The sequence below is a fragment of the Streptomyces sp. NBC_00358 genome, from assembly GCF_036099295.1.
GTDB lineage: Bacteria > Actinomycetota > Actinomycetes > Streptomycetales > Streptomycetaceae > Streptomyces.
Map to the genome: position 1 here is coordinate 26,704 of NZ_CP107976.1, position 21,671 is coordinate 48,374.

The following is a 21,671-nucleotide window of genomic DNA, read 5'->3' on the forward strand; positions in this document are numbered from 1 at the left end:
GCCGATCAACTCCTCTTGTGCGAGCCGTTGTGGTTCTTCAAGCCACTGCCCAGATTGCGGGCATAGCCGTCAGCCTTCGGGTAGTACTTGCTCGTGCCGCTGTAGCCGGTATTGGCATAGATGGTGTACCCGGCGTATGAGTCCTGGTTCCACGCGGAAGCGGCGTTGTGGTACACGGCTCCTCCGGATCCCGTGGGGTCACAGGGCGTCTGCATGCCGCCGTAAACCTCGGAGGGAAAGCCGCCGAACACGAAGTTGATGAACGTCGCGCCGTTGGGCGAATAGCCGTCTTCGTTGGACCGGGAATGGCGGGTGGCAAGGCAGGCGCTCTGGGACATCTCCGTAGTCTCGGAACGCGAGTTGAAGTGGATACGGAAACAGTGGGTCGGGTGGCTGGTGTCGCTCGCCGTGCAGTCGTTGTGAACGTAGGAAGCAGCCGATGCCGGTGGCGCCACCGTAACGGTGGCCGCCACAGCGACTGCTGCCATGGCGGTAGTGACGGCGGCTCGTGTGAGACGCAAGGTTTTCCTCCCCGTAATAGCTGTGCGGGCAGGCCAGGGGAGAGCACGTGGTCGGATGTGTCCCCGTTTGCCTGCTCCACCTGCGTGCGGGCGGACTGGTCTGGTCCATTCGCCGCAGGCAGGGCACTGTATGCACACGTACACCAGGAGTCGCAAGAACGATTCATTCGCATGACGAGAATCCGGCGACCCAAGTGGAACCCGCCCCCGCGTGCCTCTGCCTGTGTGTTTCCCAGAAATACGGAATGTATGGAACTTCTGGCGAGCGGGTCAGGAATGGCGAAAATCTGCATCTCGCTCCCGACCTGCAGTCGGCAGCTCACTACAGAGAAGTGTCATCATCCGGGCAAGTTGATGAAAATCCTTGCCCGCCAGTAATAACGCCTCTAGCCTTCCGGCGTCATGCGCACACGAACCGCTGCCTCCGTTGCAGCCCTCCTCGCCACCCTCGCCGCCTGCACCGGCCACTCCCCCACTCCCACTCCCGCCAAGCCGGTCGAAGTGACCCAGTACGGAACCGAAATGAGCCACGGTCACCTCGTCTTCGCCGCTCAGTACACGATCCGCAACCTCGACCGTTCACCGGTCGAATACAAGATTGCGTTCAAATTCGACGGCGACGGTTCGGGCGCAGCGAACCCGAAATGGGTCACCCGGACCGTAGGTGCTCAAAGGACTTACACCGGAACTGTGTCTGTCCCCTGGGAAAAGGACGCGGCGTCGATAGGAGTGGAAATTAGCCAAATACAACAGACTCCGCTCTGACGTCTTCCGCCTACCGTGTCACGACCCTGCGATCGGGGGCGGACAGGCCCCCGAGGGAGCCGCCTGACGGTGCATGATCGCGTCTCCGAGTCTGAATGGAGACTTCACGCTCACCAAATTCCGGGGCGCTGTAGCTACCGTCGTCATGGCCGGCGCTCTGCTGGCGCCGGTGGCCACGGCCACCGATGCTGCGGCCGCGTCGTGCGCCCGGCACACGACGGGCGTCTGCAAGGCGAACTCGCCCCACCCGCGCGGGGCAATGGCGAAGTGCAAGGACGGCACCTACTCCTACAGCGCCCACTTCCGGGGCACCTGCTCCCACCACCGTGGCGTGAAGTACTGGTACCGGTAGAAAGCCGGGCGACGTCCCCGCACCGTCGGGGCGTCGCCTGGATTCATGCTCCGAGAGGCGCTGTCGGCTGACAGGGATCAGCTGACGGGTCTGCCCTCTGGGTGGCCCTCGATCCAGGACAGGCCGCCCATGTCCAGCCGCTGGCGCACACGAAGGCGTTGAGGTTGTCTGATCCAGCCGCTGGCGGATGGCTGCCTCGCTACGGTGGTCGGCAGTCTGTGCTTCGTGGAGCGTGCGGGGCAGTTCGTCGTCCAGACCGTTGGCACGCGAGGGGATCCCGTCATGCCGCCGTCCTCTTCCGGTTCCGGCTTTTACGCCCCTGACCCCGACGGCGGCATCAACCGGCCTGGTGATTCGTGTCGCCGCAGGGAGTTCAGATCAGCGCGGATTAACAGCCCGCCGGGCCCGGTTGATGACGTTGTGGGCGTCGACCCCATAGACCGCGGACTCCCGCAGCGTGTCCCAGACCCGCAGGTAGGTCGCGACGCTGTCCGCATCGTCAAGCCACAGCTCCGCGTGCCAGTCCTCGACGACGACGCGGCGCTCGTCGTAGATCCAGAACCCGTTGCCCGGGTAGATCTTCAGTGAAGCGGCAAACGGGACGATTCCAAATTCCACGGTGTCCAGCCCGATGACGCTCGCGAGACGATCCAGCTGCGCGGCCAGTACGGAGGGCGGGCACACCAGGGCATAGAGCGCCCCCTCCCACACCATGATCCGGTACTTCCTGCCCTGCGAGTACAGCCCCTCTTGACGGCGGATCCGGGCGCGCACAGCGTCCTCGGTGTCCCGCGGCGACTGCATAAGGTTGGCGTGCCTGGTGAGGACATGGCGGGCGTAGTCGGCCGTCTGCAGCATGCCGGGCACGAGGTTGTTTTCCCAGATGCTCAGCACCCGGGTGCGGTCGTGCTCGGCGGTGATGGCGTCCTGCACGGGACGATGGCCCGAGGCCAGCTGCCGGCGCCACGAGCGGATGTGGGACTCGAAGCCGCGCAGTTGGGCGAGCAGACCGTCGTACGCCTCCGGGTGTCCGGTGGCCTTGGCCCACGCCCTGAGTTCCTCGGCGTCGGCGGTCTGCCTGCCGTTCTCCAGTTTGCTCACCTTGGACTTTGTCCACCCGGCGCCAAGGCGTTCGGCGAGCTGCTCGCCGGTGAGCCGACCATCAGGGCACGTGATCCTCAGTTCCCGAAGTCGTAGCCCCAGGGCCTCGCGTGCCTGCTGATAGTCGGTGCTCACCGGACCTCGTCATTTCTGGTCGACCTCGAACTCTGCGTACGCAACGGCATAGTGCCAGGCTGCGTCTCGCACCCGGCAGTAGCGGTTGACCGCGGCCGGCTCGGTGATGAGCTCGGCGCCCGTCAGGTTGTCGTCCTCGTCGAAGATGAGCCGTGCTACTAGGCGTGAGTCGAAGAGCCAGAAGTCTTCGTCGGGCAGGCGCAGCCGCTCGGCCTCCGTGCGGGACAGGTTGCGAATGTCCTCGCCCACGGCGCAGTTCCGTGCTGCGTTGCTGCGCAGGTACAACTGCCCTGGCGTGGCGGGGGTATCAACCAGCCGCACGCGCTCGAACCGCTTGCCCTGCGCTGCCTGCACTCGGACGTTGCGGCACCAGTCGTCGTCGTAATCCCAGTCGATGCGCTGGCCTGCGGCGAACTGGGCCCACTCGTCGGTCTGTTCGTCGCTTGCGTACCGGCGTCGGGTCTCCAGCCGCCATGCGGTGTGGGCGAAGGTCTCGAAGAGGCGCTCGAACTCGTCGTCGGCGTTGATGAGCCGCGGGGTCTCGTCGCGCGGACCGAAGTCGACGAGAGTGTTGCGCGGTACGACGATGGCCACCTCGCCTTCGTCGCGGTGCTGAAGCTGCGCCAGGTCGGCGGGGTCGGTGAGCGGCGGTCCGTGCACGATGACGTCCCCGCTGTCGAGGTCCTCGTGGACGCCGGGGCAGCCTCCTCCCCCTGAGCCTGTGCCGTTGAAACGAAGCCGTCGCATGGCCGTCTCCTCCGCTCGGAGCCTTGGTGTGGACCCAGCCTCCCCGAGGACAACGCCCCGGACACGCGGCTCAGTCGGCCTCCGTGGGAAACATCGCGCAACTTCGTAGGGCTGTCAAGAAACTTCGAGAAACCAGCGACGCGGCGAGCAACTTCGCGCGCCTACCGTCTTGTTCATGCTCTCAGCACTTGAGTCGCAAGACGTTGACCCGTTCACGGCCGTGGAGTCGCTGAGGGCAGCACTGGATCAGGCCGGCATCGTGCTGCCGTCGCTCGCAGTCGACCCGGGCTCGCCGACTCCCAGCCTCGTGGACCTTGGGCGTGCGCGGGCGGACGTGATCATGCAGCTTGCGCAAGCACTTCAGCGAGCGGAGCCAGGGGCATGAGCAAGGCCACGGAGTCCGCGCAATCACTGCGTCAGGCAGCGCAGGCCTGGCTCCTGTCCTGCGTGATCTGCCCCGCCGACATACAGCGCGCGTGGGACGCGGAGGAACTCGCGCCCATCGAGACCGGCCCACACTGGATGGCAGCCGAGGCGCCCCTCAGGCAGTCGATGGACGCGATCAAGCGCATCGGGCCCGACCGCCTCGGCCCGGTCCTCGCGGACGTCACCTCGGAGCGCGCGTGGTGGCTGCTCCCGCCCTGTCTCGACGACGAGCTGGACGACATTCGCCTCCTCACCGTCCACCCCCACGGCTGGCCCCTGAGGTGCCCGCCCGTGCTGTACCCGGTGCGCGGCCGCGTGTGGGTAGAGCGACCGGACGGCAGCGGGCGACTCACCGATCCCACCTTCCTCGGCGCCGCGCTCGGCCCGGGCGGCGGCCCTCGACTCCCAGCGGAGGCTTTCGGATGACACAGCAGACCACCATGGACGACGCGCCCGTTGACCTGCCCCTGCCGATGGACCGGCCCAAGCCCGCCCCGCACTGCGGGGTGTGCGCGGCGCTCGTGCGGCAGAGCGCGGAGGCTGCGGCCTCTGGGGACTACTCGAAGGCGTCCGACTGCAACGGCGAGATCCGCCACCACCCCCACCGCGGACGGCGGCGGTCGTGAGTAGCCGCTTCCAGTTCGTGGACACGGGCACCGGCTACGGCCACCTGCAGCGCGTCGCGAGTGCAGGCGTCTTCAACCGGGTGCAGCGGGCGTACCGCGCATACATAGACCACGGCCGCGACTGCGCCACGTGCGCGGTGGACGCCACGCGGTGCACGACCGCCGAGGCGTTGTGGGAGGCGTACCGCGCCGCGAACTCCTGAGCTCTCGCTGTCGGCTCCCCCGTCCGGCAGCGAGAACGGCGGCCCGCCCTCACGACGGCGTACAGGGCGGGTCGCCGGATGAACGCCCGCCCTCTGCACCCCAGGAGGGCGGGCGGGTTCAACCGCCTCTCACCAGAGGCAAACAAGCGCAACAGGAGCAAGACGTGACCGTCGCGTTAGAGCGTTCCGCCACGACCCGCACCCGCGACCCGCAAGAGCTGCTCAACGCGGTCGCTCCGCATATCACGGAGCTGACCGTCAACATCTTCGACTCCGATCTGCCGATCCATTCGGGTCGACTGGGGCCCTCACACAAGCTCGTCAGGCACGCTCGGGTCGGCCGCCAGGCACGCCTTGTCCTATGCGAGCGGTAAGGACCTGCAAGAAGGACGGGCAGGAGTTCCTGCAGAGGCCGCGATGAGAGGGCACGGCCACTCGCTGCCGGGGCCGGTGCCACACTGTGTCCCCAAGTGAGAGGGGTGGGCCGTGGGATTCGGGTTTCGTGTTGGTGTTCCGGGCATGAGCGTGCGTGTCTCAACGCGTGGGGTGAGGACTTCCGTCGGGCCGAGGGCGGCGAGGATCAGTGTGGGCAGCGGAGGTGCCCGGATGTCGACGGGACTCGGCCCCTTCTACGCCTCGAGTTCCCTCCGAGGCAGCCGGCGGACCACGACCAGCACCCGCCGGACCACGCAGTCCAGGTCGGTCGCCCCTTCCGCCGCGCAGATGGAGCGCGCTCGCCGGCAAGCAGAGAGGGCTCAGCAGGAGGCTGATCGGGATGCGGCCATCGCGCAGTTGCGGGAATTGAGGCGGCAGATGACCAGCGTCCATCTGCAGTCCTTTCCCAGCGCGCATCCTCCGGTGATCGGGGATGCTCCGCAGCTGGGTCTGCCCTGGGCACTGGCTGAGGCCCAGACGTTTCACTTGCAGGGTGTGGGGTGGCTGGCCCGTGCGGAGCGGGCCGGCGCCAAACAGCGAGCGGAGCTCGATGCTCCCGCGTATCTGGCGGCCGAGTCAGCACGCCTGAGTGCGGTGCGTGAACAGCTGACAGACGAAGCCGGGCACTGGTGGCAGGCGCTGCTCGCCCACGACGAGGACACCGTTTGCGAAGCGGTGAATGCCGCATTCTCGGACAACCCTGCGGCCGGTTGCGCGCTCGGAGTGGATGGTTCGGTCCTGTCCGTTCTGATGCGTCATCAGGACTTCGACTCGATGCCGACTCAGACACCCGGGCTTACCTCGAGTGGCCGCCCGGCCCTGAAGAATTTGACGAAACGCGACCGGCTCCTGTGGTGGCTGACCGCCATGGGCTCCAACGTGGTCGCCACCCTCAAGGAGGGCTTCGCCACCGCACCCGGTATCACCGCCATCGACCTGGCCGTGCTGACCCGCCTGCCCGACACCCAGCGGCTCGGATTCGTCGCCTACGGCCGCTGGACCCGCCAGGCGATCGAGACCACCCCATGGCGCGAACCCGAGGACGCGCTGCGCTTCCTGGACATCGGGGAGGACGTCGCCTGCTCGGTCACCACCACCGCCTCCGGCAACCTCTCCAGCACGCTCAAGCCGCTGGATACCGCCCGTATCCCGGGCCTGCGAGAACTCCTGGATCACGCGCAAGACGAACCGGAATCCGGTGAGCCCTCTCTCGCCGGCCTTGACAGTACTCTGAGCGGCAACACCCCACCCGACGACCGGGCCGTAACCGCCGACCCGTACCGGATCAGGCCGTTTGCCGAATGGAAGCACAGCCACCTGGCCGAGCCGCCGCCCGCTCCCCCGCTGCCGCCCGCCACGGTGTCTCCCCTCGTGGCCGGGCAGACCCTCGCTCTGCCTGAAGATGCCTGGCAGGGGCTGAGCATCGCCTTCACCTTCGCCGGCGCGGACGCGGACCTCACCCTCTTCCTCACCGGCAACGATGGCACGGTGGCCGGTGACGAGGACTTCGTCTTCTACAACCAGCCCTCCACCGCCAACGGTGCCGCACGGCTCCTGGGCAAGCACGCGCAAGGCCCGCACACCACCGAACGCGCCGTCATCCATCTGTCCGCCCTGCCCGACCGGGTGCAGCGTGTCGCCGTCGCCATCAACATGGACGTCGACACCGGCCTGACCTGCGGATCACTCACCCACGCGGCCCTGTCCATGGAATGCGTGACCGGCACCGGCTGGACCTTCAGCCCACCCGCAGACCCGGACATCCGCGCCATGGTCATCGCCGAGCTGTACCGGCACAACGTCAACGGCGAGCCCGTGTGGAAACTCCGCGCCATCGGCCAGGGCTGGGCGGACGGACTCGACGGACTCGCCCGAGCCCACGGCGTAAACGTCGAATAGCGGGCGTCTGAAGAGCCTGTCAGCGGGCACGTTGGCCCGTCTCTCCACGCGGAGGGGCAAGCACATTGGTATGTCTGGGTCAGCGCAGAGCTTTGATGGCCTTCACAACCAGGGCGCGCGCCTCGGCCCCGTACACGGCCATGCGGCGCAGTTCTTCGAAGACCGCATGGACGTCGCCGGCAAGTCGGTCTGGCGCGCTTGTGGTCGGCCGGCTCTCGCAGCATGACCGGCAGCAGGCGCGCCATGCGCGGTCGGCGGCGCGTACGCGCGGTGATCGTCGGGACCGCCGTACGACTCTCAAACCTCGTCCGGGTTCTCCTCGGCGTACAGGCGGGCATCAAGCTCGGCCGCCCAGGCGAGGGCCCAGGCGCGCAGGTCGGCCAGTTGGCCGGGATTGAGACCATAGTCGGTGAAGTCCTTGTCGTCCCACCATTCGGCACCGTTAAGGCGGTCGCGCAGGTCCTGGAGGCTGAATTCGAAGCGTGCGTGGCGGCGGCCGAGCGTTTCGAGGTCGGCAGTGGTGCGGTGCTGGGAGGCGGCGTGGACGTCGATGAGGTCGCGGACTGCGCCGCGGTCTGCGAGCGTGTCTGACTTATCGGGTCTTGGCCTGTTGACCTGGGTGTATCCGCCAGGCTTGGTGGATCGGGTGGTGGCGGCATTCGGTCGTGCCGAGCAACGTCAGCGGCTGCTTCCCGCGCGGTTGGTGGTGTATTTCGTGCTGGCGTTGGCCCTCTTCTCGCCTGCCCCGTATCTGGAAGTGATGCGCCACCTCGTCGAGGGCTTGCGGGGGTTGGGGCTGCTGGGCAACTGGCGTGTTCCGGCGAAGTCCTCCCTGTTCAGGGCCCGGCAACGGCTGGGCTCCGAACCCTTGCGGGTGCTGTTCGCCACGACCGCGAAGCCGATGGCGACCGAGGCCACGCCCGGCGCGTTCTGTCGTGGCCTGCGGCTGCTGGCCGTCGACGGCACCTGCTGGGACGTCGCGGACAGCGAAGCCAACGCGACCGCGTTCGGGCGGCCGGGCAGTGGCCGCGGGTCGGGCAGGAGCGCATTTCCGCAGGTGCGGATGGCGGCGTTGGTGGAGATCGGCAGTCATGCGGTGCTGGACGCGGAACTGGCCGGCTGCCGCACCGGGGAAGTCACCCTGGTGGCTCGTCTGCCGCGTTCGACTGGCCCGGGCCAACTCGTCCTGGCCGAACGCGAGTTCCTCGGCGTCCCGTTGTGGCGGGCGTTCACCGCCACCGGCGCCGATCTGCTGTGGCGGGTGCCCGCCAACCGCGTCCTGTCCGTGATCAAAAAGTTCCACGACGGGTCCTGGCTCTCACACATCAGAGCAAGCAGCGGTCCGGCCCGCAAGGAGCCGGTCGTGGTCCGTGTCCTGGCCTACCGGCTCAAGGACCGGTCCGGTCAGGGTGAGAGCGACGGCTATCGCCTGGTCACCACCCTGCTGGACGCCCGCCGGTATCCGGCCCGGCAACTGGCCACGCTCTACCGCGAACGCTGGGAGATCGAGTCCGTCTTCGCCGAGATCAAAACCCATCAGCGCGGTCCACGCGTCGTGCTCAGCAGCAAAACACCCGACGGCGTCCGCCAGCAGATCTGGGCACACCTGCTGGTCCACCGCGCGCTGCGGGAACTCATGCTGAGAACGGCCGCCACCCGCGGCCTGGACCCCCGACCGGGTCTCCTTCACCGAAACCCTGCGCTCCGCCCGGCGCAGCGTGACCGTCACGCCGGGCAGTTTTTCCCCCTGACCTCCTGGTCAGGGCACTGGTGATGCTGGAGCAGGACCTCCTGGAACGGCTCCTGCCCGTCAGACGCCTGCGCAGCCAGCCCGCGTCGTGAAACGCAACATGTCCAACTACCACCTCAAACGACCTGAACACCGTGCCTGGCCACAGCCGACCCGCACCGAACCTCAAGCCGTCCTCATCACAAGACCCCAACCCGCAAGCCCGTAACGCAACGGCATTGGGCCTAGTACTCCAGCAGGATTTCGCTGTCTGACCTGGTCTTTCGCCGGGTGGCGGGAGTGTAGCGGGACTTCGGTCGTGCGGGGGCGGTCTCACGGAGACCGCCCCTCGATCATGTGACAACGCTGCAGGTAGTGACAGCGGCGGGGCAGCCTCCGAGGGTGATCACCGAGTATGCCGCCGCGCAGTGGGACCTCGAACTGGACGATCTCTTCCTGACTATCGGGCACCGCTTCGGCCGAGTCGAGCTTCGTCGCCGCATGCGCGACTACGTACGTGGGCTGCTCGCCCCGGTGGCCCGCAAGAACAGCTGGCAGTTGGCCGAGCAGGCTGGCCACCGCACGCCCGACGGCCTGCAGCACCTCCTCGCCGGAGCGAAGTGGGAGCCCGATGACATTCGCGACGACCTGCAGGAATACGTCGCCGACAAGCTCGGCGAGAACGACGGCGTGCTGATCATCGACGACACCGGGTTCATCAAGAAGGGCAGTACCTCCGCCGGGGTCCAGCGCCAGTACTCCGGAACCGCCGGCCGCACCGAGAACTGTCAGATCGGCGTCTTCGGCGCCTACGCCTCGGCCCGTGGCCGGGCTCTGGTCGACCGTGAGCTCTACCTCCCGAAGTCGTGGACCGAGGACCGGGAACGCTGCCGCACCGCAAGGGTCCCCGACGAGCGGGAGTTCGCCACCAAGGGCGAACTGGCCCGGCATATGGTGCTGCGGGCCCTCGCCTCACCGCTGCCCATCGCGTGGGTCACCGCGGATTCCGCCTACGGTCAGGACAACCGATTCCGTCGGCTGCTGGAACAGTCGGGTGTCGGCTACGTGCTGGCTGTGCCCAAGTCGCAGTTCAGCGTGGGCTGTTCACGGATCGAGGGTCTGTTCGCGCAGGCCCCGGACGAGGCGTGGGAGAAGATCTCATGCGGCAACGGCGCGAAGGGGCCCCGCGTCTACCACTGGGCAGCAGTACGGCTGCCGGCCGTCGCCGAGTTCGACTATCAGGGCGAGGTCCCCCATCGAATGCGATGGGCACTGGCCCGGCGCAGCATCAGCAAGCCCGACGAGATCGCCTACTACCTCGCCTACGCACCGCTTCAGGTCACCGTCCAGGAGCTGGTGCGGGTCGCCGGCACACGCTGGGCGATCGAGGAGTGCTTCCAGGCCGCGAAGAACGAATGTGGCCTGGACCAGTACGAAGTCCGCCGCTACGTGGGCTGGTATCGGCACATCACTTTGGCCATGCTGGCGCACGCCTTCCTGTCCGCCACGGCATACCAGCCCTGGGAAAAGGGGGCGGAACAGGTGAGACAACCGGGGCCGTCGGGCTCACAGTGGCGGAGGTTCGGCGACTCCTGGCAGCTTGTCGTGCCCGACCCCCGCACCTGAGCGGACACCGCGGACGACACCACGCGCTGAGCTGGTCGAACTGGCGCCGCCGACGCCAAGCAGTCGCCCGCCGCTGTCACTACCTGCGGCGTTGTCGCACGATCGAGGGGCGGTCTCCGTGAGACCGCCCCCGCACGACCGAAGTCCCGCTACACTCCCGCCACCCGGCGAAAGACCAGGTCAGACAGCGAAATCCTGCTGGAGTACTAGGGCCCCCGGTCCCGAGGCCGGGGAGTGACGCGCGCGGGGTCGTCGGTCGCCACTGGTACAGCCCAACTCCTCAAGGAATTCGGTGAGGAGGCTGTCGCCGGCAGAGCGTCGCTATCATCGGCACCTTCGACGGCCGCATCCTGGCCGGAGAAGTCAATCCCAGTCCCGATGACTTCAATGCAGAGCAGATCGTCCACGAAGCTCTCAGATACCATCCGATCGCGCTGTGACCTGCAAGCTCCGTCGCCAGCGGCCACCCCGCTGTTCGGCGCGGGCGCGGGTTGCTGGCGAAGCCACGCCGACCCTGCTGCCCGGGGCGGCACGCGCGACGGGTGCCTCAGCGCTGGAAGACCGCTGTCGCCACAGGCACCGCCAGCAGCAGGCTGAGCCCGATCAGGGGCAGCCGGTCCAACCACAGGACGGCGGCGAACTCACGCAGGGTCGCGGAGAGCCAGTACGCGGGAGAGGTCGGCGCCCCCACGACGTGGACAAGGACGCCGGCGCGACGGGCCAGCAGGGCCGTGCGGTAGACGTGGAAGCCGCTGGTGACCACCGTGGCACGGTGCCCGGAAGCGGTGCGGTCCATGAGAGCCGCGCTGAAGCGGAGGTTCTGCCCGGTGTTCACGGAGCGGTCCTCCCGCACGATCCGGTCGGCAGCCACCCCGCGTGCGCGCAGGTAGTCGGCCATGGCGTCCGCCTCGGAACGCACCTCGTCGTCGCCCCGGCCGCCCGAGACGACGAACACCACACCGTCTGCGTCCGGTGCGCCGGCGTCGTCGACCGCGAGGGCCCGCTCCAGCCTGCGGCGCAGCAGCGGACCGGGCCGGTCGCCCTTGAGCCCGGCGCCCAGGACGACGACATGGGTGGTCTCCGGCGGCGGGGTGCTGCGGCCCCGGACGAACACGTAGACGGTGAAGGCGAGGAAGAGCAGGCTGAGGTATCCGGCGGCCGCGTTCACCGCCACCATGAGGGCACCCGCCACCTCGCCCCCGGCAGTCCGGACGACCGCGTCGAGGCCGAGCACCGCCAGCAGGGCGCAGCCGGCGGCGCCGGCGGCCAGCAGGGACGCCTGCGGTCCGTAGCGCCGGACCAGGACGATGCTGTCGACCAGCAGGAGCAGGCCCAGCGCGAGGGTCACGAGCAGGGCGGCGACGGCGAGCACCGTCACGACGGTGGGGTGAGTCTCCGCACTGCGGGCGGCCTCACCGAGCCCGGCCGACGTCACCGCGAGGCAGAACAGGACAGCGGTGGAGAACCGGTGCGGCGCCAGCACGGCATGGACGACCCCGCCCACGGCGAACACCGCCGCGGCAACGTACTCCGGGTACTCCGGCACGTCCCCCACCACTCCGCTCTCCCGCCCGTCGCCGCCTGCACATTCCCGGACCCGCGCAGCGCTGCGGGGCCCGGTGCAGACGGCCGCCGGACATCCTCGCAGACCCGTCCGGGCGCCCCATACGCAGGCGGGCGACGACGCGATCAGCCGGGACCGGCTTTATCTATGAGAACGGGTTCTGGCTCAGCTTCTGTGACGCGGCCACTCTGAGTGACATCCGAGCCCCTTCGAGCCGTACGTGAAGTCGCCCGAAAATGCTCCCTGAGCAATGCGGTCGGGCTGACAGTTCGGGGCCGTGGAAGAGGTTGCGCTCCCGCTGAAGGAGTTGTTGTTCCCGTCGATCGCGGACGTCGCGGTGCTGTCGGTGGAAGTCAACATCGAGATAGTGCGCGTTGATGCGCAATGCGTCGCGGACGGCGCCGTGTGCCCGGTCTGTGGGGTCTGGTCGAACCGGATTCATGGTTCCTACCTACGGTTTCCCGCTGATGTGCCGAGCGGTGGCCGAAGCGTTGTTCTCCAACTGAGGGTCCGTCGGTTCGCCTGCGGGAACCCGGGCTGCGCTCGCCGTACTTTCGTCGAGCAGATACCCGGCCTGACACGCCGACACGGTCAGCGGACCGAGAGGCTGCGATCCACCCTGGCTGCGGTCGGTCTGGCCCTCGCGGGCCGGGCTGGGTCTCGCATCGCCCGCGTTCTCGGGGTGTCGGTCAGCCGCAGTACCGTGCTCCGGCTGGTCGACGCTCTTCCCGACCCCACGGTGGCCGCACCGCGTGTGGTCGGTGTCGACGAGTACGCCACCCGCAAGGGCCGACACTACGGAACCGTCCTCGTCGACATCGAAACGCGCCGCCCCATCGACCTGCTGCCGGACCGGGAGGCATCCAGCCTCGCGGCTTGGCTCGCCGAACGGCCAGGCATTGAGGTCATCTGCCGGGACCGGGCACCGTTCTTCGCCGAAGGCGCCGGTGCCGGCGCGCCGCAGGCCGTCCAGGTCGCGGACCGGTGGCACCTGTGGCACAACCTGAGCGAAGCTGCCGAACGGGCCGTTGCCCAGCACCGCAAATGCCTTCGCCCCCTTGTCCCGGCTGCCCATGGACCCGAGTCGGAGCCCGCCCCGGAAGGAGAACCGCCTGGTTCACCCTGGCCGACCGGACACCGGTTCGCTGACCGCACCCGGACCCGGCACGCTGCCGTCCACGCGCTGCTGGAGGCCGGGCACAGCCGCCGCTCGATCCAGCGTCAACTCGGCATGACCTGGCGGACCGTCAAGCAGCTCGCTGACGCTTCGGCCCCGGAGGAACTGTTCACCGGCCAGTGGCAGAACCGGCCCTCGGTCCTCGATGACTACAAGCCCTACCTGGACGGCCGGTGGAACGAGGGATTCACCAACGCCTGGAAGCTGTGGGAGGAGATCGTGCCGCTCGGCTACAAGGGCAGCTACCAGCGCGTCCGTGCTTACCTGCACAAGAAGCGGACCTCGCCGCGGCCGGTGACCGCCCGGCCACCGTCGCCCCGGACGGTCTCCAAATGGATCCTGAGCCGCCCGGAGACCCTCACCGAGACCGAACAGCGCCAGCTCAAGATTGTCTGCATGCACTGTCCCGAGCTCGATGCCCTCACCCGGCATGTCCGCTCCTTCGCGGTCATGCTCACCCAGCGCCAAGGCGAACACCTGCCAGCCTGGCTCGACGCCGTCCGGGAGGACGACCTGCCCAGCCTCCACACTCTTGCCGCCGGCATCGACCGCGATCTCGACGCCGTCACCGCCGGACTCACTCTGCCCTGGAACTCGGGCGCGGTGGAAGGGCATGTCAATCGGATCATTCTGTGGAATCAGCGATGTCAAGCCGTGTGCTTGTGCATCACGTCGAGGTAGTGCCGATCGCGGTGTGGAACATGGTGGTCCCGGCCGGGCAGGCTGAAGACAGCGCAGACCTCGGCGGGCTGGGTGGGGATGCTCGACTGCTCGCCGAAGGTGAGGACGGGGTTGACCTCGTTGTGGCAGCCTGCGGTGTCGAGGGCCGTGATCAGTTCCTCACGGAGCACAGTGGCCTCGAACGACTCGGAATCAGGCAGGACGAGCGGCGGGAGACTCGCCGTTGATCCGGGCCAGAGGTCGATCCAGATGCCGCTGACAGCCCTCTGGGTGACGACCAGTCGAAGGCCTCCCCATGCATAGGGATAGCCATCGATGTCGGGGCCCTTCATGAGGAGGGCGGGGTGGGGGCGCCCGCGACCGAGGAGATCCTCGGCCTCGGTCAGGGGCATTCCGCAGTGAAGCGGCCCGATCCTGCCAGTTCGAGCGAAGTCGACGAGCACGTTCATCAAGGTCACGGCAGTGACTGTGACACTCTTCCGCGCCTGTGCGCACTCCGATATCAGCGCGATGCGCAACCCGTCCCGCCCTGTCGGACGTCGACAAGCGGCAGGAGGCGGGTTGTCGCTGGCACGTCCAGTTCGCGTGGTGTCGGGCCGGCCGGAGTGGGTGTGTCGGCGAGGCGGTCAAGTAGCCGGTCTAGGGCCGCCTGGCCGTCCTCGATGGCTGCCTGCTCGTCGTCGGTCAGCGGGATGGACACGGCCGTCTTCTGCAAGTTTCCTTTGGCTTCCAGCAGTTGGGATCGCGTGGATTCCTTTGGGGTGTAGAAGTCGCAGCGTGCGCAGGCCATGCGGTGCTGGCACTGTTCGAAGAAGGTGTAGCTGCAGTAGCCGTGCCCGAGGTCGTAGTGCTGCCAGGGCTCACCGCCAGCGGCGGCACCGGAGGCGACCGCGTCCCGGTCGACCAGGACCTCGATCGTGCGGACGTTCCGCTCGAAGTAGCCCGCCTCGGAGTATGCCTTGGACAGGGTGTTCGGGGTGATCTTCGCGTAGTACTGGGTGGATTGCGGTGATCGGTGTCCGAGCCAGGCTTGCAGTTCGAACAGCGTCATCGGTTCCTTGGCGTTGTAGAGCTGGCTGGCGATGGTGGACCGGGCCCGGTGGCTGGTGATGTTCCCGCGGACGTCGGCGTCCGGGACTCCGGCCTTGCGGCAGAGCATCGGGATGACCGTGTTGTTGATGTAGTGCGTGGAGACGCGGCGGGCCCGGATGGCGAACAGCAGGTCGACGCGCTCGCCGGTGCGGCGGTCAGTGAACTTCGGTTGATCCGGGCGGACGGCCTGCCAGGCATCGACGGCCTGGCCGAGGATCGGGTCGACCGGCTTGCTGAAGGCGGTGCCGGTCTTGTGGGGCGGGACGTCGAGGAGACAGACGGTGTCGCGGGCTAGGACCTGCTGCGAGTCACCGGTGATGGGGGTGCCGTCGTGCTGCCAACGGATGCAGCCCACCCTCAATCGGGCTATCTCGTTGCTGCGTTGACCGGAGAACAGCCAGGTCAGTGTGACTGCGCGGACCAGTTCGAAGGGGTAGAACTGCCCGGCCTGGGACTGCGGGAGATCAGCGGCTTCCAGGTTCAAACCCGCCCACAGAAGCTTCGCCCAGACCTCATCGGCGATCACCCGCGGGTCAGGGCCGAGGAGGGCTGTGATGCTGCGAGGGATCGCCAACGAGCGCAGTGGGTCGAAGCTGCGGGGCAGCCACTCCCATTCCTGGCAGTCCCTGAAGAACGTTCGCAGCGCGGTGATCTGCCCGGCCTTGGTCGCCGCTTCGAGCGGCTTGCCGAGACGGTCCCCCAGGCCAGCCGTCCGCTGAACGTAGTCACCGACCCTCATCCGGTCCACTGCGGCGATCCAGGTCGCGCAGGTCTGCCGCGTCCAGTCCGTCGGGTCAGCAACGTCGGGCTTTTCCGCGGCTATCCACCGGCCCACCCTGAGGAGGGCGGAACGCATGGCGCCACGGACGCCCGGGGTGAGCGTAGAGGTGGCGTACCAGCGATCGACCCATTGCTCCCACGTCTTCGCGCCGCCGGTCGCCCGTACCGACTGGCGGCCAGTGATGGGCTGCGGAGGATCACAGAACCCGAGTTCGGCAACCGCTCGCTGCGTGGCGTGCAGCGTGTAGCGCTGTGAGCCGGCCAGCATCTTCTCGCGCCGGACCCGGTCGAACAGCGAGGTGTCGAGATCCTCCAGATGCGGGCTCCGGTTGAGGAGAAGCAGCTGGCAGACGACCATCGGCAGCAGCGTGTCGTCGTCCCGCCCCAGTTGATAGCCCCAGGACGCGAGGACCGCGCGGATGCGGGCGATCTCGCTGCTCACCAGGCCGCGTCCGAAGATCCGCCAGGACAGGGTGAGTCGCTGGAAGCTGCCGAGTCGGTGGAATTCGTTGAAGGAGCCCAACAGGTAGGCGTGCGCGGCAAGATAGGGGCGGACCTCGTCGTTGACCCAGCCCGGGGCGTGCTGGTGGAACTCGGTCTGGTTGCGGCCGAGCAGATGGATCCACTCCTGCGAGGTCCATCCCCAAAAGGTTCGGCCGGTCTCCGCGCAACGTGTCAGCAGCACAGCGATCACGTCGAGCATGGCGCGCCGACGGTGTGGGGTGGGTGGCGAGTCCAGAGCGGCGTTGACCGCCTCCAGCGGGACCAGCAGACGGCGGATCACTCGCCAGCTGGCAGCAGACGGGTCGTGGTCCTTGAGCCGGCGCAGATTCCGCACCCCGAGTTCGCTCACTGCCAGTACCTCGGCGGGCCGGATCTCGACAGCAGTGTCGTAGTGGTTTGGGATGATCGGCCAGGACCAGCGTTCGGGGCCGTTCTCCTCAGGCAGGGCCAGCCGGGATGTACTCACCGTGCCACCTCCGGCAACGTGCCGTTCGAGGAGGCGAGCGCCTCTATTCGCCACGCGTGGATGTGCTCCATGCCGCGGGCGAGCTTATCGGCCAGGTCCCGGCCGGACAGGTGGATGTACTGAAGCGTGGAGTCGGTGTGACGGTGGCCGGCGAAGGATGCGATCGCGTGCAATTCCCAGCCCATCCGGGCCAGATCGGTCAGACACAGGTGCCGGGTGGTGTGCGTGGAGAACTGCGGGACGTCGGCCGTCACGGCGATCCGCCGTATCACCTTCGACCACGTCCACAGGCTCAGCGGTTGGCCGTAGTTGCGCCGTGATTCGGAGAGGAACAGCGGGCCTCTCGCCCGGCTGACCGTGGCCCGGTGGGCAAGGTAGGCCGACATCAGCACGCCGGTCGACGCCGAGTACGGCACCACCCGTTCCAGTCGGTTCTTCGTCGTCTCCGCGCGTACCCGCAACGTACGGTGAGCCGGATCCAGGTCATCGGTCCGCAGCGAGCACAGCTCTTCGCGCCGCAGCGCGGCATCGTAGGCCAAAGCCAGCATCACCCGGTTGCGGACCGGCTCCCCCCGCGCGACCTCCAAGATTCCCAACCACTGCTGTTCGCTGGGGATCCACGGCAGCTTCGTCAGCCGCGGCACCAGGCCACGCTGGTGCCCACCCCAACGACGGCCCGGCGTATAACGGCCCCGACCCACCGGATTGGACTCCCGCAGTCCCTCTTCCATCAGGAAGTCGTAGAACAACCGCACCGGCACCAGCCGCTGCTGGATCGTGGCGTTCGCCAGACCCGACCCCGAATCGATCGAGACCACGTTCACGCCCCGACGGCTCGGCCGCGCAGTCAACTCCCTTACATAAAGGGCAATATGAGCCCGACTGGCAGCGAGTGGGTCGACCCCCTCTCGTTCGCACACCACCAGGTACTCGGCCAGCCCGCGGGCGTAGGCATCGATCGTCCGAGGCGCACGGCCAAGATCGCACCACACTTGCAGCCAGCCCGCTGCCCTCTCGTGGCGCCCCAGCACCGGCCACTTCTCCGTCACTCCCACAGCGGCGCTCAAGCCGTCTCCCAAGTTCGTGGCTACACCAGGGAGACATGATCACCCCGGCAGATTCCACGTAACTTTTAAAATGCTCAAGCGCCAGATGTTCGGTCGAGTCGGCTTCGCGCTCCTACGCAAGCGAGTCATGCTCGCCTGATGCTGTCCACCAATGGGTCGTCAGATTAAGGCTGCTGACCTCCGCAGATCAGATCGCTGGGCGCCGGAGCACGTCGGTGGGCTCCCAGTCGCTCTTCCAGAAGGTTTCAAGCCCATGCTCGTTGATGAACTGCCGCTCGACCTCGTGGATGGGGTAGATCCCTTGGATGTTGATCACATCGTGGCCCTCATGTCCCGGAATGCCGACGTCGATGCCCAGGTAGTCGCTTCTGTCGAGGGCCAGCGGTGCGAACACGCAGAATGCCGTCATCTCTGACTCGGGCACGATGCGCTCACCGAAGTTGATGGTGCTGCCGTAACTGAAGGGGTGGGTGCCACGGAGATGCTCGGCGAGGAAGCCCACCGCGTGGGCCCAGATCACGTTGGTCGAGTTCACGCTGAGGCAGAGTTCCGGCGAGCCGTGCTGCCAGTCCGGATGTTCTGCAAGCGACAACCCGTAGGTGAGCGCCGTGAGAAGCCCGTCCGGCAGGTTGTCGTACACGATCTCCGTTATGCCCCGCAGCCCCTGCTTGGTTGACTTGACGGGGAAGAAACGGGGCTCCCTTCCTCCGGAAAGTCGATCAAGATGGGCGAGGTACTTCTCAACGCGACTGGCCATGCGTCCAGCCTGCACGATCGCTCACCGGTGCACGCCACCGGGGCCGTCACCAGTAACGCTCCGCAACAGGTCCACAGAAGCTGAGCCAGAACCCGTTCTCATGGACAAAGCCACGCGGGCCTGTGTCGGCCGTGGGGAACCCTGTGACAAGATCCGCTGGCATGTCATCTGTCATGTCGTCCGCCATGCCTTCGTTGCCTTCGTCGCCCACGGGTCCCTCAAGAACCGGTCGCCGTCTGCTGGTCGCCCTGCTCGCGATGCTCGCGACAGCAGGCTCCACCGTGGCCGAGGCCGGCACGCCGTCCGGCCCGACGCCCGGCGCCGCGGTGAGAGCGGCCGAACCCGCGACGCCTGACCGCCCCAGCTACGACGTGAAGCTGCGCGCCGATGGCGACGGCTCCCACTGGGCGGGCCGGCAGACGGTGTCCTTCCGCAACGCCTCCAGCCGGCCCCTGCGTGAGGTGTACATACGCCTGTGGGGCAATGGCGAGGACGGCTGCGGGACATCCGGAAGACCGTCCCCCGTCCGCGTCTCCCACGTGCGCGGCGGCACTCCGGGCCGCCCCGGCGTGAAGTGCACGGCGCTGCGCATCGCTCTGCCGAAGCCGCTCGCACGCGGTGAGCGGACGGCCGTCTCCTTCGACGTGGCCCTCACCGTGCCCGCACGCAACAACCGCTTCGGCCGCGAAGGCGCGTTCCGCTTCCTGGGCAACGCGCTGCCGGTCCTCGCCGTGCACGACGCGAGGGGGTGGCACCTCGATCCGTATGTGTCGTACGGCGAGAGCTTCTACACCCTGGCGAGCGACTTCCGGGTGCGCCTCGACCACCCGTCCGCCCTCAAGGTCCCGGCGACCGGCAGCACATGGACCCGCCCCGGCGGTACCGGGCGTACGGTCACCCACAGCGTCGCCAAGCGGGTGCGGGACTTCGCATGGGCGGCGGGCCCGTTCCGCACCGCGACCCAGACCTCGCCCCACGGCGTGCGCGTGAAGTCGTATTGGTCGCCGAACACGCCCGCCGCCGGTGTCCGCCTCAACCGCAAGGACGGCGTCGCCGCCATCGACCGGTTCGGCAGGGAGTTCGGCCGCTATCCGTACGGCGAGATAGACCTCGTGATGACCCCCGGGTTCGCCGGCGGCATGGAGTACCCCGGCCTGGTCATCCTCGGCACCGAGGCGGAGGGTGGCGCCACCGTCCATGAGATCGCCCACCAGTGGTGGTACGGCGTCGTGGGCAACGACGAGTACAACTCACCCTGGCTGGACGAGAGTTTCGCTCAGTACGCCAACGCGCGCTACTACCGCTGGGACGGGTTCGAGTGCTCGCCGGACGACTCCTGGCCGAGCGCCACCGCCGCGCTCACCAACTCGATGGCCTACTGGTCTACACACCGTGGCGAGTACTTCCAGGTCGTGTACGGGATCGGCCCCTGCGTCCTGGCCGACCTGGAACACGTCCTCGGGGCCGGCACCATGGCGCACCTCATCAAGAAGTACGCCCACGACCACTGGTACGGCGTCTCCACCACCGTCGACTTCAAGAAAGCCGCACAGTCGATGACGCACAGCGACCTCGGCCCCTTCTGGCGGAAGCACCGCATCCGCTGAAGTCGCACTCCGCTCGCGGGTGACGGGCCTACCCCGGCGGCGCCACGATGACGGTGACCGACGGAGTACGCGGGCAGGGCGGCGTCGTTCCGGCGGCGCATCCGCGTTGATGGGGCTTCAGGAGCTGGGACAGGACTGCGGGATGGTCGGCGGGGGCGGACGCGGAGGCAGGCACGACTTCCGGTGATCATGAGGTGTCGAGTCCCTGATCACCACGACGGAAGACCGTGCCTGCCCGCTCATCCTCACTCATCGCACGCCCCCTGGACCAACTCCCCGACACCGCGCCGACCGTCCCCGATGACCTCCCCGGCCTGCTGACCTGCCTGGCCCAGGTGCCCGATCCCCGCCGGAACCAGGGCCGACGCCACCCGCTCGCCTTCGTCCTCTCCCTGGCCGCGTGCACGGTCCTGGCCGGAGCGAAGTCCCTGGCCGCGATCGCGGATTGGGCCGCCGACGCCCCGCCCAACGTCCTGGCCCGGCACGGTGGCCCATGCCAGGACCCGGACCACGGCCCCGTCACCCCGGCCGAGGCCCGTGCCTCGTGTCCTCCAACACATCGACGGCGACGCGCTGGATACAGCCGTCGGAAGTTGGCTCGCCGGGCGCGAACGCGCCGCTGGCCAGGAGGAGAACGACCGCGACCGGCGGCCCCTGCCCTCCCTCGCCGTGGACGGCAAGACCGTGCGCGGTGCCCGCCGCACCGACGGCACCCAGGTCCATCTGCTCGCCCCGATGACGGGGACCGGCCTGGTCACCGCCCAGCGCGAGGTGGACGCCACGACCAACGAGATCACGGTCTTCCAGCCCCTGCTTGCCCCGCTCAACCTGCACGGCACGGTGGTCACCTTCGACGCCCTCCACTCGCAGACCGCCCACGCGCGCTTCCTCGTCGAGGACAAGCACGCCCACTACATCGCCCTGATCAAGGGCAATCAGCCCACCCTGCACCAGTGGCTGAAGGCCCTGCCATGGCGGGAAGTGCCACTCCTGGACAAGACGCGGGCCACCGCGCACGGCCGCGACGAGATCCGCCGGATCAAGGCCGCCGCCGTCGCCGGGATCGCGTTCCCACACGCGGTGCAGGCCGTCCAGATCGTGCGCCGCCGACGGATCGTCACCACCGGCAAGGTCACCCTGGAACGCATCTACGGGGTGACCGACCTGACCGCGGAGCAGGCCGACGCAACCGAGATCGCCCGCCACGTCCGCGGCCACTGGGGCATCGAGAACAAGATCCACCACGTCAGGGACACCACGTACGCCGAGGACGCCTCCCGCGTACGCACCGGCACCGCTCCACGCCCGCCTCGGCATCGACGTCGAAGTCGAAGTCGTCCAACGCGAGCCGGGCGTCAAAGGCTTCAAGGTGGTGCCGCGGCGTTGGGTAGTGGAGCGGACGTTGTGCGCC

20 protein-coding genes and 3 pseudogenes are annotated in these 21,671 nt (G+C 68.0%); 15 read left to right on the plus strand and 8 right to left on the minus strand.

What is annotated here, in order from left to right:
- Window positions 1-5: 5 nt before the first annotated feature.
- Complete coding sequence (locus tag OHT01_RS00115) at window positions 6-488, minus strand: hypothetical protein (RefSeq protein ID WP_328551019.1); 483 nt, start codon at window positions 486-488, stop codon at window positions 6-8.
- A gap of 435 nt (window positions 489-923) precedes the next feature.
- Between OHT01_RS00115 and OHT01_RS00120 the strand changes: the two genes are divergently transcribed.
- Both OHT01_RS00120 and OHT01_RS00125 read left to right on the plus strand, forming a co-directional pair.
- A complete protein-coding gene (locus OHT01_RS00120) occupies window positions 924-1,286 on the plus strand; it encodes a hypothetical protein (protein WP_328551020.1) in 363 nt (120 codons plus the stop codon).
- 73 nt (window positions 1,287-1,359) lie between these two features.
- Entirely contained in the window at window positions 1,360-1,638 is a 279-nt protein-coding gene (locus OHT01_RS00125) for a DUF3761 domain-containing protein (RefSeq protein WP_328551021.1), read from the plus strand.
- Window positions 1,639-2,016: 378 nt separating this feature from the next.
- Here OHT01_RS00125 and OHT01_RS00130 read toward each other — a convergent pair whose 3' ends face one another.
- Complete coding sequence (locus OHT01_RS00130) at window positions 2,017-2,874, minus strand: helix-turn-helix domain-containing protein (RefSeq protein ID WP_328551022.1); 858 nt, start codon at window positions 2,872-2,874, stop codon at window positions 2,017-2,019.
- Window positions 2,875-2,883: 9 nt separating this feature from the next.
- Window positions 2,884-3,621 (minus strand): DUF6879 family protein, encoded by a 738-nt coding sequence (locus tag OHT01_RS00135; protein ID WP_328551023.1) that lies wholly within the window; start codon window positions 3,619-3,621, stop codon window positions 2,884-2,886.
- 175 nt (window positions 3,622-3,796) lie between these two features.
- On the opposite strand from OHT01_RS00135, the gene OHT01_RS00140 reads away from it, so the two are divergent.
- The 8 genes from OHT01_RS00140 to OHT01_RS00175 all read left to right on the plus strand — a co-directional run bounded on the left by OHT01_RS00140 (window position 3,797) and on the right by OHT01_RS00175 (window position 10,565).
- Complete coding sequence (locus OHT01_RS00140; RefSeq protein WP_328551024.1) at window positions 3,797-4,006, plus strand: hypothetical protein; 210 nt, start codon at window positions 3,797-3,799, stop codon at window positions 4,004-4,006.
- Window positions 4,003-4,473 carry a hypothetical protein gene (locus OHT01_RS00145; RefSeq protein WP_328551025.1) on the plus strand — a complete coding sequence of 157 codons (471 nt, stop codon included), beginning with the start codon at window positions 4,003-4,005 and terminating at the stop codon, window positions 4,471-4,473. Before OHT01_RS00140 ends, OHT01_RS00145 begins: the two co-directional genes overlap by 4 nt.
- A complete protein-coding gene (locus OHT01_RS00150) occupies window positions 4,470-4,673 on the plus strand; it encodes a hypothetical protein (RefSeq protein WP_328551026.1) in 204 nt (67 codons plus the stop codon). Before OHT01_RS00145 ends, OHT01_RS00150 begins: the two co-directional genes overlap by 4 nt.
- The gene (locus tag OHT01_RS00155; protein WP_328551027.1) at window positions 4,670-4,876 is read left to right on the plus strand and encodes a hypothetical protein; all 207 of its coding nucleotides are present in this window, start codon (window positions 4,670-4,672) and stop codon (window positions 4,874-4,876) included. The genes OHT01_RS00150 and OHT01_RS00155 overlap by 4 nt, the downstream gene beginning before the upstream one ends.
- A 606-nt stretch (window positions 4,877-5,482) precedes the next feature.
- The gene (locus tag OHT01_RS00160; RefSeq protein WP_328551028.1) at window positions 5,483-7,210 is read left to right on the plus strand and encodes a TerD family protein; all 1,728 of its coding nucleotides are present in this window, start codon (window positions 5,483-5,485) and stop codon (window positions 7,208-7,210) included.
- A 222-nt stretch (window positions 7,211-7,432) separates the two neighbouring features.
- A complete protein-coding gene (locus OHT01_RS40070) occupies window positions 7,433-7,801 on the plus strand; it encodes a hypothetical protein (RefSeq protein WP_443043571.1) in 369 nt (122 codons plus the stop codon).
- A gap of 58 nt (window positions 7,802-7,859) precedes the next feature.
- Window positions 7,860-8,984 (plus strand): IS4 family transposase, encoded by a 1,125-nt coding sequence (locus OHT01_RS00170; protein WP_328551029.1) that lies wholly within the window; start codon window positions 7,860-7,862, stop codon window positions 8,982-8,984.
- Window positions 8,985-9,341: 357 nt separating this feature from the next.
- Window positions 9,342-10,565 carry an IS701 family transposase gene (locus tag OHT01_RS00175; protein WP_443043340.1) on the plus strand — a complete coding sequence of 408 codons (1,224 nt, stop codon included), beginning with the start codon at window positions 9,342-9,344 and terminating at the stop codon, window positions 10,563-10,565.
- Between the two features lie 547 nt (window positions 10,566-11,112).
- On the opposite strand, the gene OHT01_RS00180 is transcribed toward OHT01_RS00175, so the two are convergent.
- The gene (locus OHT01_RS00180; protein WP_328551030.1) at window positions 11,113-12,120 is read right to left on the minus strand and encodes a YdcF family protein; all 1,008 of its coding nucleotides are present in this window, start codon (window positions 12,118-12,120) and stop codon (window positions 11,113-11,115) included.
- 286 nt (window positions 12,121-12,406) lie between these two features.
- Here OHT01_RS00180 and OHT01_RS00185 point away from each other — a divergent pair, with 286 nt between their 5' ends.
- On the plus strand, window positions 12,407-13,987 hold the full coding sequence (locus OHT01_RS00185) for an ISL3 family transposase (protein WP_328551031.1): 1,581 nt from the start codon (window positions 12,407-12,409) through the stop codon (window positions 13,985-13,987).
- Here OHT01_RS00185 and OHT01_RS00190 read toward each other — a convergent pair.
- From OHT01_RS00190 to OHT01_RS00205, 4 genes are all read right to left on the minus strand, one after another.
- Entirely contained in the window at window positions 13,954-14,445 is a 492-nt protein-coding gene (locus OHT01_RS00190; RefSeq protein WP_328551032.1) for a hypothetical protein, read from the minus strand. The two genes, OHT01_RS00185 and OHT01_RS00190, sit on opposite strands and share 34 nt — an antisense overlap.
- Window positions 14,446-14,489: 44 nt before the next feature.
- Window positions 14,490-16,829 (minus strand): tyrosine-type recombinase/integrase, encoded by a 2,340-nt coding sequence (locus OHT01_RS00195; protein ID WP_328551033.1) that lies wholly within the window; start codon window positions 16,827-16,829, stop codon window positions 14,490-14,492.
- Window positions 16,826-17,896, minus strand: coding sequence for a tyrosine-type recombinase/integrase (locus tag OHT01_RS00200; protein WP_328551034.1), 1,071 nt, complete (start codon window positions 17,894-17,896; stop codon window positions 16,826-16,828). Before OHT01_RS00200 ends, OHT01_RS00195 begins: the two co-directional genes overlap by 4 nt.
- Before the next feature lie 187 nt (window positions 17,897-18,083).
- On the minus strand, window positions 18,084-18,653 hold the full coding sequence (locus tag OHT01_RS00205; RefSeq protein WP_328551035.1) for a suppressor of fused domain protein: 570 nt from the start codon (window positions 18,651-18,653) through the stop codon (window positions 18,084-18,086).
- Window positions 18,654-18,814: 161 nt separating this feature from the next.
- Between OHT01_RS00205 and OHT01_RS00210 the strand changes: the two genes are divergently transcribed.
- The 4 genes and pseudogenes from OHT01_RS00210 to OHT01_RS00220 all read left to right on the plus strand — a co-directional run.
- Window positions 18,815-20,260 carry a M1 family metallopeptidase gene (locus tag OHT01_RS00210; protein ID WP_328551036.1) on the plus strand — a complete coding sequence of 482 codons (1,446 nt, stop codon included), beginning with the start codon at window positions 18,815-18,817 and terminating at the stop codon, window positions 20,258-20,260.
- Window positions 20,261-20,595: 335 nt separating this feature from the next.
- Window positions 20,596-20,685, plus strand: a pseudogene (locus tag OHT01_RS40075) (transposase family protein); the annotation flags it as partial.
- Between the two features lie 112 nt (window positions 20,686-20,797).
- Window positions 20,798-21,502, plus strand: a pseudogene (locus OHT01_RS00215) (ISAs1 family transposase); the annotation flags it as partial.
- A gap of 61 nt (window positions 21,503-21,563) precedes the next feature.
- A pseudogene (locus tag OHT01_RS00220) lies at window positions 21,564-21,662 on the plus strand (IS5 family transposase); the annotation flags it as partial.
- Window positions 21,663-21,671: the final 9 nt, after the last annotated feature.

Excerpts from the sequence above, each read along its gene's own strand:
- OHT01_RS00140 (WP_328551024.1), top strand. The coding sequence starts at position 3,797 with ATGCTCTCAGCACTTGAGTCGCAAGACGTTGACCCGTTCACGGCCGTG.
- OHT01_RS00210 (WP_328551036.1), top strand. The coding sequence starts at position 18,815 with ATGTCATCTGTCATGTCGTCCGCCATGCCTTCGTTGCCTTCGTCGCCC.
- OHT01_RS00115 (WP_328551019.1), bottom strand. The coding sequence starts at position 488 with ATGGCAGCAGTCGCTGTGGCGGCCACCGTTACGGTGGCGCCACCGGCA.
- OHT01_RS00205 (WP_328551035.1), bottom strand. The coding sequence starts at position 18,653 with ATGGCCAGTCGCGTTGAGAAGTACCTCGCCCATCTTGATCGACTTTCC.
- OHT01_RS00150 (WP_328551026.1), top strand. The coding sequence starts at position 4,470 with ATGACACAGCAGACCACCATGGACGACGCGCCCGTTGACCTGCCCCTG.
- OHT01_RS00160 (WP_328551028.1), top strand. The coding sequence starts at position 5,483 with ATGTCGACGGGACTCGGCCCCTTCTACGCCTCGAGTTCCCTCCGAGGC.
- OHT01_RS00135 (WP_328551023.1), bottom strand. The coding sequence starts at position 3,621 with ATGCGACGGCTTCGTTTCAACGGCACAGGCTCAGGGGGAGGAGGCTGC.
- OHT01_RS00145 (WP_328551025.1), top strand. The coding sequence starts at position 4,003 with ATGAGCAAGGCCACGGAGTCCGCGCAATCACTGCGTCAGGCAGCGCAG.
- OHT01_RS00125 (WP_328551021.1), top strand. The coding sequence starts at position 1,360 with ATGATCGCGTCTCCGAGTCTGAATGGAGACTTCACGCTCACCAAATTC.
- OHT01_RS40070 (WP_443043571.1), top strand. The coding sequence starts at position 7,433 with ATGACCGGCAGCAGGCGCGCCATGCGCGGTCGGCGGCGCGTACGCGCG.
- OHT01_RS00120 (WP_328551020.1), top strand. The coding sequence starts at position 924 with ATGCGCACACGAACCGCTGCCTCCGTTGCAGCCCTCCTCGCCACCCTC.